Below are 15810 nucleotides of genomic sequence, written 5' to 3'. Positions count from 1 at the left end.
GCGACGACGGCGGTCCTCCTGGGAGGACCGCCGTCGGGGGTCTGCGTGCGCCGGTGTCCGGCGCGAGGGGCTAGAGGACCGCGGTCGCGGCCGCGGCGGCGCGGGCGGTGGCGTCGGGGGCCGGGTGCCGGACGGCGGAGGCCGCCTGCTTCTCCGCCTCGTACCGCTTGGTGGACTGCATGCCCATCAGGACCACGAGTGCCGTCAGCACCACGAATCCGAGCAGGCTGACTGCCGGCCACATCACCATCTGGTCCGCTCCACGTTCTCTTCGGTGCCCGCCGGTCGCCCGGCGCTCTGCCACTGCTCACTGCCCGGGCCGACACGGCCCGAACCCTGCGCAGAGCGACTTCTCGGTGGACAGCGTGTGACTGTCGTCGCACGTGCAGGTGTCGTCCCGGGGTCGCCTGCACCTCCACGGGCCAGGACCGCCGTCCGGGACGGTCCGTTGCCGGAATGTCATCTCCTGTGCGCGTGGAGCGGTCCCGGTCGGGGCACCCAGGAGCGACGAGCAAGCGCCCCACCCCACCCGGAGGCCCCCATGGCCGGAGCTAGTGCGAGTGCGCCCCGAGAGGGCGCACGCGGCGGCACCGCGAACGACAGCACTGACCCGACCACGAACCGCGACGCGCGCGACACCGCGCCCGGCGACGACAAGATCAGCCGTGAGCGGGCCGACTACGCGCCCACCGGTGCCGACCCGAAGGCCACCACCGGCGGCACCTTCAAGCGCACGCTGAAGGAGTTCAGCGAGGACGGGCTCACCGACTGGGCGGCCACGCTGACCTACTACGGCATCCTCGCCCTCTTCCCCGCACTGACCGCGCTGCTGTCGATCGTGGGCCTGCTCACCGACCCGCAGCAGCTCACCGACGGCATCACCCAGGTCGTGCCCGAGCAGGCGGCGAACACCCTCAACCCGGTGATCCAGCAGATCGCGGGCAGCTCCAGCGCGGCCAGCCTCGGCCTGATCATCGGCATCGCGGCGGCCATCTGGTCGGCCTCGGGCTACGTCGGTGCCTTCGGCCGGGCGGCCAACATCGTCTACGAGACCCGTGAGGGCCGGAAGGTCTGGAAGCTCAAGCCGCTCCAGCTGCTGGTCACCCTCATCGGCATCCTCTTCGCCGCGCTGATCCTGGCCATGCTGGTGCTCAGCGGTCCGGTCGTCGACGCCATCGGCCAGTCCATCGGTCTGGGCGAGACGGTGCTCAACATCTGGAGCTGGGCCAAGTGGCCGGTCATCCTGGTGCTGCTCGCGCTGATGATCGCCGTCCTCTACTACACCGCCCCCAACGCGAAGCTCCGCGGCTTCAAGTGGGTCAGCCCCGGTGCCGGTGTCGCGATCCTGGTCGCGGTCGTCGCCTCGGCGGCGTTCGCGTTCTACGTCGCCAACTTCGGCAGCTACAACAAGACCTACGGCGCGCTGGCCGGCGTCGTGATCTTCCTGATCTGGTTCTGGCTGATCAACCTGGCCCTGCTGTTCGGCATCGAGCTCGACGCCGAGATGGAGCGGACCAAGGAGCTGAAGGCCGGCGTCCCGCGCGCGGACAAGGAGATCCAGCTCGACGCCCGTGAGGCGCCGAAGCGCAAGCAGACGACCTGACCCCAGGTCCGACACGCACGAAGGCCCCCGGTCCCTGATGGGACCGGGGGCCTTCGTCGTCGTTCGTCCGGACGGGTCAGCGGCTGGTCGGGGGCCGGTCACCCCGGCGGGCCAGCGGGACCCGCTCGACCCAGCCGGCCACCGCGGCCAGCCCGTGGCTGACCGCCCGGCCGGCCGGGGCCAGCCGGGCCGGTGCGTGCTGGACGCCGGCGTCCACCAGGTCACGCGTGCGGTCGAGGACGCTCAGCGGCAGCCCGGAGACCGCGTTGCCCGGCGGACGGCGGGACACCGTCGGGTGCGGCCGGGTCGGGGACACCCGGCGGGCGACCTCCCACTGCCGACCGAGCCGGCGCAGGGCGGGGCCGTCCAGCGCCTGCTGCAGCCGCGGGAACATCACGTCCTCCTCGTCCCGCACGTCCTCCCGCAGGACCTGGACGAGTCGGGCGAGCGTCGCAGCCCGGCGGGGGTCGTCGTGGCCGAGGGTCTCCAGCGTGCTGACCAGCTCGTTGACCTCCTGGTGCTCCTCCTCGACCTGCAGGGTGAGGGCCTCGCCGTCCGGGAGGACGCGGCGGACGACCGGCCAGAGCACCGTCTCCTCGGCGAAGGCGTGGCTGAACACCAGCCGGTCGATCCGGCGGAGCACCCGCTCCTGCTCGGTGCCGGTGGTGCCGTCGAGCTCCTGCAGCAGCCGGTCGAGCTGCTCGTGGTCCGCTCGTTGGCGGACGAACACCGACCCGGGTCCGCCGAGCTCGGTCACGGTCTGGTCGGCGATCGACCTGGTCATCTCGTGCTCCTACCTGCGTACCGACGTCAGTGGCTCAGACGCTGACCCTCCATGCCCGCGACCGGCTCGTCGCATGCACCACCCGGGCCGGCGCGCGGATCCGCGGGACGGGAGGGCATGGTGGGGGCATGGCGAACCTGGTCGGGCGCTCCCGGCGGAGTGCAGACGACAGCGGCCCGGCCGGCGAGAAGCTGGCCGGGCCGCTGCACGCGGTGTCCGAGTCGATGGGCCGGGTGGCCCAGGAGACGCACGAGGACGTGCCCGCGCTGTGCGGGCAGCAGGTCCAGGTGATCGCGGTGGAGGACGTGCCGGACGACGCCGGGCTGTGCCGGGTCTGCCAGTACGGCTCCTGAACGGTCAGCCCGCGGCGACCGGGGCGGCGACCGGGGCGGCGATCAGGCTGCTGAGCCGGTGGGCGGTGACGACCAGGTCCTCGACCGCCGGGCGCGGGGTGGGCACCTCGGCCGACGGCCGCAGTGCCGGCGCCAGGTCCAGCACCATCCGGGTCGGGGCGAAGGCCTCGGCGTAGCCGATCCGGGCCTGGGCGCCCCAGTGCCGGGCCGAGGCCACGACGGCGTCCGGCTCGACCATCGCCGACATCTCCACCTGCGAGGCGTGCGCGCCGAGCGCGGCGAGCTTGCCGGACAGGTGCGCGGTGACGTCGACGAAGACCGTCGGGGTGAAGGTCAGCGTCGAGGGGCTCTGGTAGTGCATGACCCGGGAGAGCCGGCGGGCGGCGGACAGCGTCGCTGCGGAGACCGCCCGGTGGTCCTGGTGGCTGTCGTCGGGGGCGTGCACGTAGACCAGGTCGGCGTCGGTGGCGCGCAGCGCGGCCTCGATGATGCCGATGGTGGCGGAGTCGGGGACGACGGTGCAGTCGCGCAGCCCGCCCCAGCGCAGCTCGGCACCGAGGGTCCGGGCGGCGCGCTGCTGCTCGAGGCGGCGGAGACCCGCCTGGCCGAACTCGTCGCCGGGGCCGTTCTCGCCACCGGTGAGCACCAGCATGGTGACCCGGTCGCCGGCCTGGTGGTGGGCCAGCAGCGTCGCGCCGCAGCCCAGTTCGATGTCGTCGGGGTGGGCCCCGACGGCCAGCACGCTACGCATCGACGGTCTCCTCCGAAGGGGTCCCGGCCAGCCGGCGGCGGGTGCGCTGCACGACCAGGGCGCCGGCGCCGGCGGCGACGGCCAGGGCCCCCACCACGCCGGTGCCGTTGCCGTCGGCGGGCATCTGGGTGTCCGCGCCGCAGGTCTTGGCCGCGGTGCGGTTGATGGTCAGCTTGGTGTTGCCCAGGGTCCAGTAGACGGTGCCGGAGGTGACCGGCACCGTGAAGACGCCGCTGTAGGTGCCGGGCCGGAACGTCGTGGGCTGCCGGCCGTTGTACGACGACGGGCTGATCACGTTGTAGCCGCCGGTGATGCTGTACGTGCTCGTGCTCGTGTTCCGGTAGCCGAGCACCGCGCTGTACGTCCCGTTGCTGACCTGGATGCAGTTGACCATCGGGAAGACGACGACCGGGCCGGTGTACTGACCGTTCGTGTCGCCGCTGTAGCCGCCGTCGTACCCGTAGTAGCCCGAGGCCGAGGCCGGCGTCGCTGCGGCCAGCGGGGCCAGCACCGCGAGCAGTCCGGTCAGCACGGCGAGTGCCGCTTCGCGCAGCGGTCGCCGGGTGCGCTGCCCCGTCGGTGAGGTGTTCGTCATCTGCCTGCCCTCGGCTCGGTGGCGACCTGGTCGCCTGGTGCTCCTGTCATCGACAGCAGAGCGCCTGTCCTGGAGTGCCGGGCCGGGACGTCCTGCCTCCGGGTGAGGTGCCCGTCCCCGGTCGGGTGGCCGATCACGGAGAGTGCGCAGGTCACCGCCTCCGGGAACGTGTCGGTGACCGCCCACGCCGCGGGGACGTCGGGCGCGTCGGCGTACTCGCCCTGCCGCACGCGGATCGCCCGGGCGCCCACGGCGGCCGCGACCGCGACGTCCTTGCCCGGCCGGTCGCCGATCATCAGCAGCCGGTCGGCCGGGACGCCGAGCCGCGCGGCGATGGCCAGCAGCCCGGCCGGGGAGGGCTTGCGGGTGGCCCGGCCGCCGAGGGAGTCGCTGAGCACGACCAGCGGCAGCAGCCGGTCCAGCCCGGTGCCGGCGAGCTTGGCCCGCTGGACCACCGGCGCGCCGTCGGTCAGGCAGGCCAGCGGGACGGCGGCGGCGAGGGCGGTCAGGGCCGCCTCGACGCCGGGGTAGGTGGGCAGCCGGTCGGGCACGTGGCCGGTGAACGCGGCGACCAGCGGCGGCAGCAGCGCGGGCAGCGCCGCCGGGTCGACCCCGGTGGCCAGCAGGGCCCGGTCGATGGTGCCGCCGGTGTCGGAGCCGGCGGCCAGCTCCGCGGCCAGCGCGGCGTGCACGGCGGCGCCGTCCAGCCCGGCGGCGGCTGCTGCCGCACCGACGGCCGCGGCGGCGCCGGCCAGGTAGCTGGCCTGCGGGTACAGGGTGTCGTCGAGGTCGACGACGACGGCCAGCGGCGGCGGCCCGGCCCAGCCGGTCACCACGGGAGCCGGCCGTCGGTGAAGTCGGGCTCGGTGAGCTCGAGCAGGGCGTCGGTGCGCTCGTCGGCCAGGATCGCCGCGACCTGCGCGCCGGTCGTGCCGTCGCCGTAGGGGCAGGGCAGCGCGGCGGCCCGGGCCTGCCCGGCGGCGGAGGTGTGCGCGGCGGCGGCGGCCAGCACCGCCTCGGCGGCGCCGTCGTCGGTCAGCCCGGCCAGCGTCGTCGTCCCGGCCTCGACGCCCTCCCAGCGGGGGGTCGAGGAGCGCAGCACCACGACCGGGACGCCGAGGTGGGCGGCCTCCTCCTGGACGCCGCCGGAGTCGGTGACCGCGAGCGCCGACGCGCGCAGCGCGCCCATCAGCGTGTCGTGGTCGACCGGCCCGGTGAGCGTGATGCCCGGGTGGTCGAGGGCCCCGGTGAGACCGGCGGCGGCCAGCCGGGCGGTGGTGCGCGGGTGCACCGGGAAGGTGACCGGCCCGACCCGCTCGGCCAGACCGCGGACGACGGCGACCAGCCGGGCGAGCCGGACCGGGTCGTCGACGTTGGTCGGGCGGTGGGCGGTTACCAGCACCCCGGCGCGCTCGGCGACCGGGAGCGGGGTGACGCCACGGGTGACGAGGGTGTCGATGACCGGGTTGCCGACGACGAACACCCGCTCGGCGGGCACGCCCTCGCGCAGCAGCGAGTCCGCGGCCCGGGCGGTCGGGGCCAGGTGCAGCTGGGCGATCGCGGCGGCGACCCGCCGGTTGACCTCCTCGACGCTGCGCATGTTGTAGCTGCGCAGTCCGGCCTCCACGTGCGCGAACGGCACGCCGGCACCGCGGGCGGCCAGCGCGTAGGCCGGCACGGTGTTGGTGTCGCCGAGGGCCAGGACGAGGTCGGGGCGGAAGCGGGCCAGCGCCGTGGCGGCGTCGGCGTGCAGCGCGCCGGTGCGGGCCGACGCGGGCTCGGTCGGCAGGCTGAACCGGTGGGTCGGGGTGAGCCCGAGGGCCTCCTGCAGCTGCGAGGCCATCGCGGCGTCGGCGTGCTGCCCGGTGTCCACGACGTCCACCCGGTGCCCGGCGGCGACCAGCGCGGCCACCACCGGGGCGAGCTTGACGACCTCGGGCCGGGTGCCGAAGGGCACCAGCACGTGCCGGCTGCGGCTCACCGGGTCACCGCGGGGACGGCGCAGGGGTCGGCGACGGGGCTGCCGTCACCGGCGGTGTAGGTCTCGGCGAAGTAGCGGCTCATCCGCACCCCGGGGGTGAAGAACAGGTGCGGCAGCTCGGCGGCCGGCTCGCGGACCCCGGCCAGGTAGGTGCCGACGACGTCGGCGCCGGCGGCGAGGGTCAGCGGCAGACCACCGCTGAACCGCGGGTTGATCTCCACGACGGTGACCGTGCCGTCGTCGGCGACGAAGCCCTGCACGTTGGCCGGGCCGGTGAGCGCGACCGCCTCCAGCGCGTCGGCGACCACCGTGGTGACGGCCTCGGAGTCGAAGGTGGTGCCCTGCACGGAGATGCCGGCCTTGGTGGCGTCCCGCCAGCGCGGCACGACGGTGAGCAGCGAGCCGTCCCGGGCGACGAGGGCGTCGGCGGTGAACTCCCGGCCGGTCAACCGGGTCTGCACGATCAGGCCCGGGTCGGCGGTCATCGCCGCGGCCACGTCGGCGGCCGAGTCCAGCAGCTGGACCCCGCGGCTGCCCCGCCCCGCGCGGGGCTTGACGATCCACGGCCCGGGGACGTCGGCTGCGGCCTCGACGGTCGAGGCGGTCGCCGGGGTGCGCACCCCGGCCTCGACCAGCCGGACGGCGAAGGCGGCCTTGTCGCAGCACAGGTCGACGGCGGCCACGTCGGGCAGCCAGGTCGCGAGGCCGGCGGCGGCGAACCGGTCGGTGGCGGCGGTGAGCGCCGGCAGCTCCTCGGCGACGGTGCTGACCAGCGCGTCGGCGCCGTGCTCGGCGGCGAACGCGAGCAGGGCGTCGACGAAGGCCGGGTCGTCGGCGCGGGGGACGACGCCCCCGACGGTGGCCAGCGCGCTGCCGGCGGCGATGGGGTCGATGTCGACGGCGACCACCCGGTGCCCGAGGGCGACCAGGCGTCGCACCACGGCCACCCCGGCCGGCCCACCCGAGCCGGTGACCAGGACGGTGGACCCGGGGACGACGTCCGCGGTCGGGCTCGGGGTCGGGGCCGGGGTCGGGGTCCGGGGGGCGGGGACGGCGGTCGCCGGCGCGGCCGGCACCACGGGGCGGGGCAGGGCGCGGACGTCCACCACGGCCACGCGCGGCGGCGGGACCGGCCAGGGGTGCAGGGAGCGGCTCATCGGGGGTCCTCGGCGTCGGGTGCGGACGGGCTGGGGGCGGGGCGGGCGAAGCTGCGCAGGGTCGGGCCGGTGCGCCGCGGCACCGGGGGCCTCGGCACGCCGGTCGGGACGACCGGTGCGGGGACGGGGGCCGCCGCCGGAGCGGGGGCCGCCGGGAGGACGGCCGCCGGGGCGGGAGCGACGGTCGCGTGCAGGCCGCGGCTGAGCGTCCAGCCCCGCGCCCACAACCGCAGCGACGAGACGCGCTCGTTGGTCACCGGCTCCCACTGCCGGGCGGCGATGGCGTCGGCGAGGGCGTCGAGGACGGCGCCGTCCTGCTCGTAGGTGGCGACGGCCAGCAGCGAGGCGGTGTGCGCGCCCAGTCCGTCGGCGGCGAGGGCGCCGACGCGCTTCACCCGGCCCTCCACCGGGAGGTGGCCGATCCGGTAGTCGATCCGGGCGGTCTCTCGGCGGGCACCCAGCCAGCGGGAGATCCGGCGCGGGAGCAGGAAGCGGTGGACGAGCCCGGCCAGGTTGCGTCCCTGGACGGGTGCGGTCTGGTCGGTCTCCGGCAGCCGGTAGCCCAGCCCCGGGCGGGCCCAGCTGCTGGGACGGCGGGCGGTGTGCCGGCCGGCGACGTCCTGCTCGGCCCGCACGCTGGGAGGCAGGGTGACGTAGACCATGAGCAGGAAGCCCCCCAGGGTGGCCGCGAGGTTCCACAACGTGCCCACCCAGTCGTGGAAGAGCACCAGCGAGCCGCCGCCCCACTGCAGGCCGATCACCGTGGACAGCAGCAGCCGGACGTGGTTGGCGACCAGCACCGCGACGATCGCGACGGCCAGGCCGGCGACCGCGTGCCAGCGGCGGCTGCGCAGCACCGACGCGGTCAGCGCGGTGAGGCCGACGACCGACAGGATCGACGAGCACGAGGCGGTGACGACGGCGTTGAGCAGCTCGCCGTCGGCCCGGAAGATGAGGATGCGGGTCGGCAGCACCCCGGAGACGGAGTCCACCCCGAACAGGTGCAGCAGCCCGACGACCCAGCTGGCCTCCTGGACCTGCAGCCAGTGGGTGCCGTAGCGGTACCCGACCAGGCAGATCGCCCCGGCCAGCAGCAGGTCGGCGAGGACGGCCAGCTGTCGCCGGCTGGTGGCGCGCAGCCGGCGCGGGACCGGCGGCGCGAGGACGGCGTCAGCCACGGGGACCCACCGTCCCGGCGTCGGTGCCGGCGACCGCGAAGGACCGGGGGCGGGCGCCCTCGACCGGCGGCAGGGGCAGTGGCAGCGGGACGGCGACCGGGGCCAGGGTGGAGGTCGCGCCGGAGCGGGTGGTCTTCACCCACGTGTAGGGGCGGCCGAGCATCCCGTCCAGGTAGGCCCGCGTGGTGATCCAGATCGACAACGCGAAGGAGGGCAGGAAGCCGATCAGCTGCCAGGCCGCCCGCCGCTCGACCCGGCTGACCAGCAGGCCCACGCTCAGCTCGGCGAGCGGGCCGACGAACAGCAGCATCGACAGCGGCAGCAGCCCGATCAGCGGCAGGTCGCCGATGCCGAAGGCGCGCAGCACGGTGAGCAGCAGGCCGATCCCGGAGAGCACCGGGACGTGGTAGGTCAGCAGGAACATCATCGACTCGGCCTTCTCCAGCACCGTCAGGTGCCGCGAGCGCATCATCGGACGCCAGTAGTCGCGCATGCACTTCTGGTGGCCGCGGGCCCAGCGGTACCGCTGCGTCCAGAAGCGGCGCGCGGTGACCACGGCCTCCTCGTAGTCGACGGCCGAGACGTCGTAGCGGACCCGCTGCCCGGACAGCAGCACCCGCAGGGTCAGGTCGGTGTCCTCGGTGACCGTGTTCGGGTTCCACCCGCCCAGCGACCGCAGCGTCGACATCCGCACCGCGCAGTTCGCGCCGCCGTAGGCCGGCAGCTCGAACATCGCCTGGCGGCCGTACTCGTTGACCAGGTAGCCGGAGAGGTAGTCGACGAAGACGACCGAAGCCAGCGAGGAGTCGTGGCCGTTGCGGATGACGCAGCGGCCCATCACCGCGCCCACGGAGGGGTCGCGGAAGTGCCGCACCAGGCGGCGCAGGGCGTTGGGGTCGGGCTCGTGGTCGGCGTCGAAGACCAGGACGACCTCGGCCTCGACGGTGCGCAGCGCCTCGTTGAGGGCGCCGGACTTGCCGCCGCCCGAGCCCGCCGGCCGGTGGATGACCCGCAGCCGGGGCTCGCGCACAGCCCAGGCGTCCAGGCGCGGTCCGGTGCCGTCGTCGGACCCGTCGTCGACGACGACGAGCTGGAGCCGGTCGGCCGGGTAGTCCAGGGCCAACAGCGCCTGGATCATCCCGTCGACGACCAGCTCCTCGTTCTTGCAGCCGACGAACACCGCGACGGGGGGCGTGTAGCCCTCCAGGTCGACGTCGGCGGCGAGCAGGTCGGCCTCGGCCCAGCGGGCCGCGGAGACCGCGAAGGCCAGGTGCCGGCAGAAGAAGACGGCGAAGACGACGTTGATGGCGCCGGCGACCACGCCGAGGGTCCGGTCGACGCCGAAGAACAGGAACGCGGTCACCGCGAGCAGCACGTAGACCACGAGCGCGCCGATCCGGGCCTCCGGGCGGTCGGTGTGGGAGCCGACCGACGGGACGTCGGACGGGCTCTCGACGACCGCGGGCACTGCGGGCACGACGGGTCCTCTCCGGGCGGTGGTGGTGTCCCGGTGCTGGTCAGCTCCGGTACTCGGTGGTGATCGGCATCCCGCCGCAGGCTCTTGAGCGCCCGCTCGCCGGGCTGCCGGCGGTGCCCGGGACGGCGCGGTGCCGGCAGCCGCGGTGGCCGTGTCGGACCCGTGGGCGAGACTGCGTCGGTGACCGTCGAGCTGCCCGGGCGCGCGGCCGGCGACGCGGTGTCGCGGGTGCTGCTGACCCGGCGCGGGCCCGACGTGGTGGTCGCCCGCGACCTGTCCGCCGACGGCCGCACCGTGGGGCTGATCGAGGTGCCGGCCAGTGGGCTGCCGCGGTTCGTGGCCGCCCGGGAGCCCGCCAGCCCGCGCTGGGTCTGGGACGACACGACGCGCTGGTACCCGCAGCTGCTGGCCGCCGGGGTCCGGGTGGAGCGCTGCACCGACCTGCGGCTGGCCCACGCGGTCCTGCGGCGCTCCCCGTTCGCCGACCAGGCGCTGCTGGCCGGCCCGGACACCGCGGGCTGGGACTCCCTCGAGCCGGTGTCCGCCGCCGAGCCGGCGCTCTTCCCGCTCGACGACCCGGCCGACGGGCTCGACCCCGCCGCGGAGCACGAGCGGCAGCAGGCGACCGTGGCCGCCTCGCCGCAGCGGGCGCGGCTGGGGCTGCTGCTGGCGGCGGAGTCGGGCGGGGCGCTGGTCGCGGCGGAGATGACGCACGCCGGGATGCCGTGGCGGGCCGACGTCCACGACCGGCTGCTGACCGAGCTGATGGGCCCGCGGCCGGTGCGCGGTGCCCGGCCGGCCGGGCTGGAGCGGCTGGTGCCCGACATCCGGGCCGCACTGGGCGCCCCCGACCTCAACCCCGACTCCCCGCCGGACCTGCTCCGGGCGCTGCAGACCGCAGGGCTGCCGGTGGCCGACACCCGCTCGTGGACGCTGGAGCAGGTCGACCACCCCGTGGTGGGCCCGCTGCTGGAGTACAAGAAGCTCTCCCGTCTGCTGGCCGCGAACGGCTGGGCGTGGCTGGACACCTGGGTGGCCGACGGCCGGTTCCGGCCCACCTGGCTGCCCGGCGGCGTGGTCACCGGCCGGTGGGCGTCCTCCGGCGGTGGGGCGCTGTCGGTGCCCGCGCCGGTGCGCCCGGCCGCCCGGGCCGACGACGGGTGGCTGTTCGTGGTGGCCGACGTCGCGCAGCTGGAGCCGCGGGTGCTGGCCGGGATGAGCGGCGACACCGTGATGGCCGAGGCCGCGCGTGCTGCCGACCTGTACCAGGGCATGGTCGACAGCGGGGCGGTCGCGACCCGGGCGGAGGCCAAGATCGGGATGCTGGGGGCGATGTACGGCGCGACCCGGGGCGAGAGCGGCCGGATGATGCCGGGGCTGACCCGCCGCTACCCGCGGGCGATCGGGCTGGTCGAGGAGGCCGCACGCGCCGGGGAGCGCGGCGAGGTGGTGCACACGCTGCTCGGCCGCGGGTCGCCGCTGCCCACCGGCGCGTGGGCGGTGCCCGCCGGTGAGGAGCCCGACGGCGGCCAGTCGGTCGAGGACCGCGGGCGCGAGCGCCGGTCGTGGGGCCGGTTCACCCGCAACTTCGTCGTCCAGGGCACCGGTGCCGAGTGGGCGCTGTGCTGGCTGGCCGACCTCCGCAACCGGCTGTGGCGGCTGGGGTCCGGCGAGCTCACCGGGCGCCCGCACCTGGTGTTCTTCGTGCACGACGAGGTGGTGGTGCACACCCCGGCCGAGCTCGCCGACGAGGTGGGCGCAGTGGTGCGCACCGCCGCGGCCGAGGCCGGCCGGCTGCTGTTCGGGTCCTTCCCCGTCGACTTCCCGCTCGACGTCGCCGCCGTCCGGTCCTGGGCCGACGCCCACTGAGGCCCGGGCGTGGGGGCCGTACCGGCCGACCGTGCTCGGCCGGTCCCCTGCGGTGGGCGCCGCCGTGACCTCGCCCCCGGTCACGGCGGCACCTCCTCCCCCCGGGCTCAGCTGCTGCCGAGCACCACCAGGGAGCAGCCCGAGTTCCCGAACGGCTCGACCTCGAAGCCCAGCTGGAGCAGGCACTCGGCCAGCGCCAGGTTCATCGCGGCCTGCACCGCGTCGTGCGCCTCGGCCGAGCGCACGTCCGCCGAGCTCGCCCGGTGGTGCTGGTGCCAGCTGACGACGATGCCCGGGCGACCCGGCTCCGGGCTCAGGCACACGCCACCGGCGGTCTCGTCCCCCACGCAGTCGTGCAGCGACAGCCCGGACTCCACCAGTGCGGACGCCACCTCCACGACCAGCGTCACCAGCTCGTCGTCGTCGGCGAAGTCGTGGTCCCACTCGGCGGGCAGCCGGTCCAGCTGGTCGCTGAGGTCGGACAGCCAGGCCCGCTCCTCGGGCAGCTGGCGGCGCACCACACGGCCGTCGGCGCGACGGACCCCGTGCACCGGCTGGCCGGCACCGGTCAGGCCGGCCCACTCGGCCTCGATCCGGTCGGCGAACGGCCCGGACACGAGCTGCTCCCCCGGGCGCTCCTCGGACTCCGCGACCAGCCACCAGGCCGCCGGTCCGTGGTCGGCGACGCGCTTGCCGGCGGGGTGGGCGGCCAGGCCGGCCGTCCGCGCCTCCTGGTCGGTCCGCGGCTCCTGCACCGGGAGGGCCATCGGGGCGACCTCGTTGGCCGCAGGACCGGCAGCCTCGGCCGACCCGACGACCGCACCGGCCGTGGCGAGCGCCGGCGCCTCGACCCGGGTGCGCTGCCCCGGCAGCTGGTTGCGCTGCACCTGGTTGCGCTCGAACTCGTACCGCGCCGTCGAGCTCTGCGCGAGGGCCACGACGAGGGCGGCCATGACGACGAAGCCCACCACGGCGACGACCGGCCAGATGATCACTGCCCGACCTCCGTGACGACCGAGGCGGAACGGTGGGCGGGGACGACGACCGGTGCGGTGGCGCCCCAGGCGGCGGCGCGGCGGGACGAGGAGCGCGCCCAGCCGCGCAGCTCGGCGGCGGACCGGCGGAGGGTCCGGCGGGCCGACACCGGCGACTCGTCGGCGAAGAACTCCAGCAGCGCGTCCAGGCCCACCTCCTCGTCGCGGGAAGGGAGGTGCCCGGACGACGGGCGGGTCAACAGGTCAGGGGGCGTGCTCACGCGGGACTCCTCGGTGCTCCGTCGCGGCTGGGGAAGTGCCGCGGACGTAGGGCGAAAGGTAGGTCCCGACAGGCCCCGCACGGGCCCGGTCCGACACCTCCCGGAGGGGCCCGTCACCCAATCGTTGTCGGAGGCACCCGAGCGGTCGACGACCCGCCTCACCTCAGCCGCCTTGTCGACTTGACACCGTGCTTGACCTGGGATTTCGCGTTCGCGGGGGTCGGTGATCACGGTGGGGCGCTCCGGCGCGGCATGTCGCGGCGGACCCGGCCGGGGCCACCGGGCGGTGCCCGGCCCGCACCCTCCGCCGGACCGCCGCACCCGGCGCGGTCAGGCGCCGACGTAGGCCGCCAGGTGCTCCCCGGTGAGCGTGGAGCGGGCGGCGACGAGGTCGGCCGGGGTGCCCTCGAAGACGACCCGGCCGCCGTCGTGGCCGGCGCCGGGCCCCAGGTCGATGATCCAGTCGGCGTGCGCCATGACCGCCTGGTGGTGCTCGACCACGATCACGGACGTGCCGGAGTCGACGAGCCGGTCCAGCAGGCCCAGCAGCTGCTCGACGTCGGCGAGGTGCAGGCCGGTCGTCGGCTCGTCCAGGACGTAGACACCGCCCTTCTCCCCCATGTGCGTGGCCAGCTTGAGCCGCTGTCGCTCGCCGCCGGACAGCGTGGTGAGCGGCTGGCCCAGGCTCAGGTAGCCCAGACCGACGTCGGCGAGCCGGGCGAGGACGGCGTGCGCGGCCGGGGTGCGCGCCTCCCCCGCGGCGAAGAACTCCAGCGCCTCGGTGACCGGCATGGCCAGCACCTGGCTGATGTCCTTGCCGCCGAGGTGGTACTCGAGCACCTCGGCCATGAAGCGCCGGCCCTCGCAGACCTCGCACGGGGTGGCCACCCCGGCCATCATCGCCAGGTCGGTGAACACCACGCCGGCGCCGTTGCAGTTGGGGCAGGCGCCCTCGGAGTTGGCGCTGAACAGGGCCGGCTTGACCCCGTTGGCCTTGGCGAAGGCCTTGCGGATCGGGTCGAGCAGGCCGGTGTAGGTGGCCGGGTTGCTGCGCCGGGAGCCCCGGATCGCGCCCTGGCCGATCGACACCACCCCGGCGCCGGCCGGGATCGACCCGTGCACCAGCGAGCTCTTGCCCGACCCGGCCACCCCGGTGACGACGACCAGCACGCCCAGCGGGACGTCGACGTCCACGTCGGTGAGGTTGTGCGCGCTCGCCCCGCGGATCTCCAGCGCCCCGGTGGGCGTGCGGACGGTCTCCTTGAGCGTGGCGCGGTCGTCGAGGTGGCGGCCGGTGAGGGTGCCGCTGGCCCGCAGCCCCTCGACGGTGCCCTCGAAGCAGATGGTGCCGCCCGCGGTACCGGCGCCGGGGCCGAGGTCGACGACGTGGTCGGCGATCGCGATCGCCTCGGGCTTGTGCTCGACCACCAGGACGGTGTTGCCCTTGTCCCGCAGCTGGAGGAGCAGGGCGTTCATCCGCTGGATGTCGTGCGGGTGCAGCCCGATCGTGGGCTCGTCGAAGACGTAGGTGACGTCGGTGAGCGAGGACCCGAGGTGCCGGATCATCTTCACCCGCTGGGCCTCCCCGCCCGAGAGCGTGCCGGAGGGCCGGTCGAGGCTCAGGTACCCCAGGCCGATCTCGACGAAGGAGTCCAGCGTCGCGCGCAGGGCACCCAGCAGCGGCGCCATCGACGGTTCGTCGAGGCCGCGCACCCAGCCCGCCAGGTCGCTGATCTGCATCGCGCAGGCGTCGGCGATGCTGAGCCCGGCGATCTTCGACGACCGGGCGGCCGCGGTGAGCCGGGTGCCCTCGCAGTCGGGGCAGGTGGTGAAGGTGACCGCGCGCTCGACGAAGGCGCGGATGTGCGGCTGCATCGCGTCGACGTCCTTGGACAGCATCGACTTCTGCAGCTTGGGGATCAGGCCCTCGTAGGTGAGGTTGATGCCCTCGATCTTGATCTTCACCGGCTCGCGGTGCAGCAGGTCGTGCAGCTCCTGCTCGCCGTAGTCGCGGATCGGCTTGTCCGGGTCGAAGAAGCCGCTGCCCATGAAGATGCGGCCGAACCAGCCGTCCATGCTGTAGCCGGGGATGGAGAACGGGCCCTCGCGCAGCGACTTGCTGTCGTCGTAGAGCGCGGTCAGGTCGATGTCGTTGACCTGGCCCCGGCCCTCGCAGCGGGGGCACATGCCGCCGGTGATGCTGAACTCGCGCCGCTCCTTGACCGTCTGCCCGCCGCGCTCCATCGAGACCGCACCGGCGCCGCTGATCGAGGCGACGTTGAAGGAGAAGGCCTGCGGTGAGCCGATGTGCGGCTGACCGAGCCGGCTGAAGACGATCCGCAGCATGGCGTTGACGTCGGTCGCCGTCCCGACGGTCGAGCGCGGGTTGGCGCCCATCCGCTCCTGGTCGACGATGATCGCCGTGGTCAGGCCCTCGAGCAGGTCGACGTCGGGCCGGGCGAGGCTGGGCATGAAGCCCTGCAGGAACGCGCTGTACGTCTCGTTGATCAGCCGCTGGGACTCCGCGGCGATCGTGCCGAAGACCAGCGAGCTCTTGCCCGAGCCGGAGACGCCGGTGAACACCGTCAGCCGCCGCTTGGGCAGCTCGATGCTGACGTCCTTGAGGTTGTTGGCGCGCGCGCCCTGCACGCGGATCAGGTCGTGCCGGTCGGCGCTGCGCACCTCGTCCGTCGTGGTCATCGTCTGCTCCCTCGTCGCCCTGGCTCGATGTGTACCGGACGGGTCGGACAGTCGGGAGGCCCCGCGGCGCCGTCCGTCCCTCGTCTTGCTGCCCGGCGCCGGGCACC

At 75.1% G+C, this 15810-nt stretch carries 15 protein-coding genes; 3 read left to right on the top strand and 12 right to left on the bottom strand.

Translation table 11 applies throughout. The annotated features are described in order from the left end of the window. Window positions 1-70 precede the first annotated feature (70 nt). Entirely contained in the window at window positions 71-214 is a 144-nt protein-coding gene (locus O2W14_RS03165; RefSeq protein WP_269174637.1) for a hypothetical protein, read from the bottom strand. A gap of 327 nt (window positions 215-541) precedes the next feature. Here O2W14_RS03165 and O2W14_RS03160 point away from each other — a divergent pair, with 327 nt between their 5' ends. Beyond that, a complete protein-coding gene (locus O2W14_RS03160) occupies window positions 542-1603 on the top strand; it encodes a YihY/virulence factor BrkB family protein (protein WP_269174636.1) in 1062 nt (353 codons plus the stop codon). 76 nt (window positions 1604-1679) lie between these two features. Here the strand turns inward: O2W14_RS03160 and O2W14_RS03155 are convergent, their stop codons facing one another. After that, window positions 1680-2387: a hemerythrin domain-containing protein gene (locus O2W14_RS03155; RefSeq protein WP_269174635.1), complete on the bottom strand. Its 708-nt coding sequence runs from the start codon at window positions 2385-2387 to the stop codon at window positions 1680-1682. A gap of 128 nt (window positions 2388-2515) precedes the next feature. Here O2W14_RS03155 and O2W14_RS03150 point away from each other — a divergent pair, with 128 nt between their 5' ends. Next, window positions 2516-2740, top strand: a complete 225-nt coding sequence (locus O2W14_RS03150; protein ID WP_269174634.1) for a hypothetical protein — start codon at window positions 2516-2518, stop codon at window positions 2738-2740. Window positions 2741-2744: 4 nt separating this feature from the next. Here O2W14_RS03150 and O2W14_RS03145 read toward each other — a convergent pair whose 3' ends face one another. From O2W14_RS03145 to O2W14_RS03115, 7 genes are read right to left on the bottom strand one after another with little or no spacing between them, the layout of a single operon-like run. Then, on the bottom strand, window positions 2745-3491 hold the full coding sequence (locus O2W14_RS03145) for a PIG-L deacetylase family protein (protein WP_269174633.1): 747 nt from the start codon (window positions 3489-3491) through the stop codon (window positions 2745-2747). Continuing rightward, window positions 3484-4086 carry a hypothetical protein gene (locus O2W14_RS03140; protein ID WP_269174632.1) on the bottom strand — a complete coding sequence of 201 codons (603 nt, stop codon included), beginning with the start codon at window positions 4084-4086 and terminating at the stop codon, window positions 3484-3486. The genes O2W14_RS03145 and O2W14_RS03140 overlap by 8 nt, the downstream gene beginning before the upstream one ends. Then, window positions 4083-4919, bottom strand: a complete 837-nt coding sequence (locus O2W14_RS03135; protein ID WP_269174631.1) for an HAD family hydrolase — start codon at window positions 4917-4919, stop codon at window positions 4083-4085. The genes O2W14_RS03140 and O2W14_RS03135 overlap by 4 nt, the downstream gene beginning before the upstream one ends. Then, window positions 4916-6067 (bottom strand): non-hydrolyzing UDP-N-acetylglucosamine 2-epimerase, encoded by a 1152-nt coding sequence (gene wecB / locus O2W14_RS03130; RefSeq protein ID WP_269174630.1) that lies wholly within the window; start codon window positions 6065-6067, stop codon window positions 4916-4918. The genes O2W14_RS03135 and wecB overlap by 4 nt, the downstream gene beginning before the upstream one ends. Then, window positions 6064-7224 (bottom strand): ATP-grasp domain-containing protein, encoded by a 1161-nt coding sequence (locus O2W14_RS03125; protein ID WP_269174629.1) that lies wholly within the window; start codon window positions 7222-7224, stop codon window positions 6064-6066. The genes wecB and O2W14_RS03125 overlap by 4 nt, the downstream gene beginning before the upstream one ends. After that, a complete protein-coding gene (locus O2W14_RS03120; RefSeq protein ID WP_269174628.1) occupies window positions 7221-8402 on the bottom strand; it encodes an exosortase/archaeosortase family protein in 1182 nt (393 codons plus the stop codon). Before O2W14_RS03120 ends, O2W14_RS03125 begins: the two co-directional genes overlap by 4 nt. Then, complete coding sequence (locus O2W14_RS03115) at window positions 8395-9879, bottom strand: glycosyltransferase (protein WP_269174627.1); 1485 nt, start codon at window positions 9877-9879, stop codon at window positions 8395-8397. Before O2W14_RS03115 ends, O2W14_RS03120 begins: the two co-directional genes overlap by 8 nt. A 180-nt stretch (window positions 9880-10059) precedes the next feature. Here O2W14_RS03115 and O2W14_RS03110 point away from each other — a divergent pair, with 180 nt between their 5' ends. Further along, window positions 10060-11748 carry a bifunctional 3'-5' exonuclease/DNA polymerase gene (locus O2W14_RS03110; protein ID WP_269174626.1) on the top strand — a complete coding sequence of 563 codons (1689 nt, stop codon included), beginning with the start codon at window positions 10060-10062 and terminating at the stop codon, window positions 11746-11748. A gap of 107 nt (window positions 11749-11855) precedes the next feature. Here O2W14_RS03110 and O2W14_RS03105 read toward each other — a convergent pair whose 3' ends face one another. The 3 genes from O2W14_RS03105 to O2W14_RS03095 all read right to left on the bottom strand — a co-directional run bounded on the left by O2W14_RS03105 (window position 11856) and on the right by O2W14_RS03095 (window position 15703). Further along, window positions 11856-12743: a hypothetical protein gene (locus O2W14_RS03105; protein ID WP_269174625.1), complete on the bottom strand. Its 888-nt coding sequence runs from the start codon at window positions 12741-12743 to the stop codon at window positions 11856-11858. Further along, a complete protein-coding gene (locus tag O2W14_RS03100) occupies window positions 12740-13003 on the bottom strand; it encodes a hypothetical protein (RefSeq protein WP_269174624.1) in 264 nt (87 codons plus the stop codon). Before O2W14_RS03100 ends, O2W14_RS03105 begins: the two co-directional genes overlap by 4 nt. A gap of 330 nt (window positions 13004-13333) precedes the next feature. Next, on the bottom strand, window positions 13334-15703 hold the full coding sequence (locus tag O2W14_RS03095; protein WP_269174623.1) for an excinuclease ABC subunit UvrA: 2370 nt from the start codon (window positions 15701-15703) through the stop codon (window positions 13334-13336). Between the last annotated feature and the right edge of the window lie 107 nt (window positions 15704-15810).

Source organism: Modestobacter sp. VKM Ac-2986 (assembly GCF_026967795.1).
In the GTDB taxonomy this organism is placed as follows: domain Bacteria; phylum Actinomycetota; class Actinomycetes; order Mycobacteriales; family Geodermatophilaceae; genus Modestobacter.
Note: the sequence above shows the minus strand (reverse complement) of the source record. Positions and strands in the feature narration are given on the sequence as shown.

Bases quoted from the DNA above. Each gene is read 5' to 3' on its own strand.
- O2W14_RS03145 (WP_269174633.1), bottom strand. From the start codon at position 3,491: ATGCGTAGCGTGCTGGCCGTCGGGGCCCACCCCGACGACATCGAACTG.
- O2W14_RS03125 (WP_269174629.1), bottom strand. From the start codon at position 7,224: ATGAGCCGCTCCCTGCACCCCTGGCCGGTCCCGCCGCCGCGCGTGGCC.
- O2W14_RS03155 (WP_269174635.1), bottom strand. From the start codon at position 2,387: ATGACCAGGTCGATCGCCGACCAGACCGTGACCGAGCTCGGCGGACCC.
- O2W14_RS03095 (WP_269174623.1), bottom strand. From the start codon at position 15,703: ATGACCACGACGGACGAGGTGCGCAGCGCCGACCGGCACGACCTGATC.
- O2W14_RS03140 (WP_269174632.1), bottom strand. From the start codon at position 4,086: ATGACGAACACCTCACCGACGGGGCAGCGCACCCGGCGACCGCTGCGC.
- O2W14_RS03150 (WP_269174634.1), top strand. From the start codon at position 2,516: ATGGCGAACCTGGTCGGGCGCTCCCGGCGGAGTGCAGACGACAGCGGC.
- O2W14_RS03160 (WP_269174636.1), top strand. From the start codon at position 542: ATGGCCGGAGCTAGTGCGAGTGCGCCCCGAGAGGGCGCACGCGGCGGC.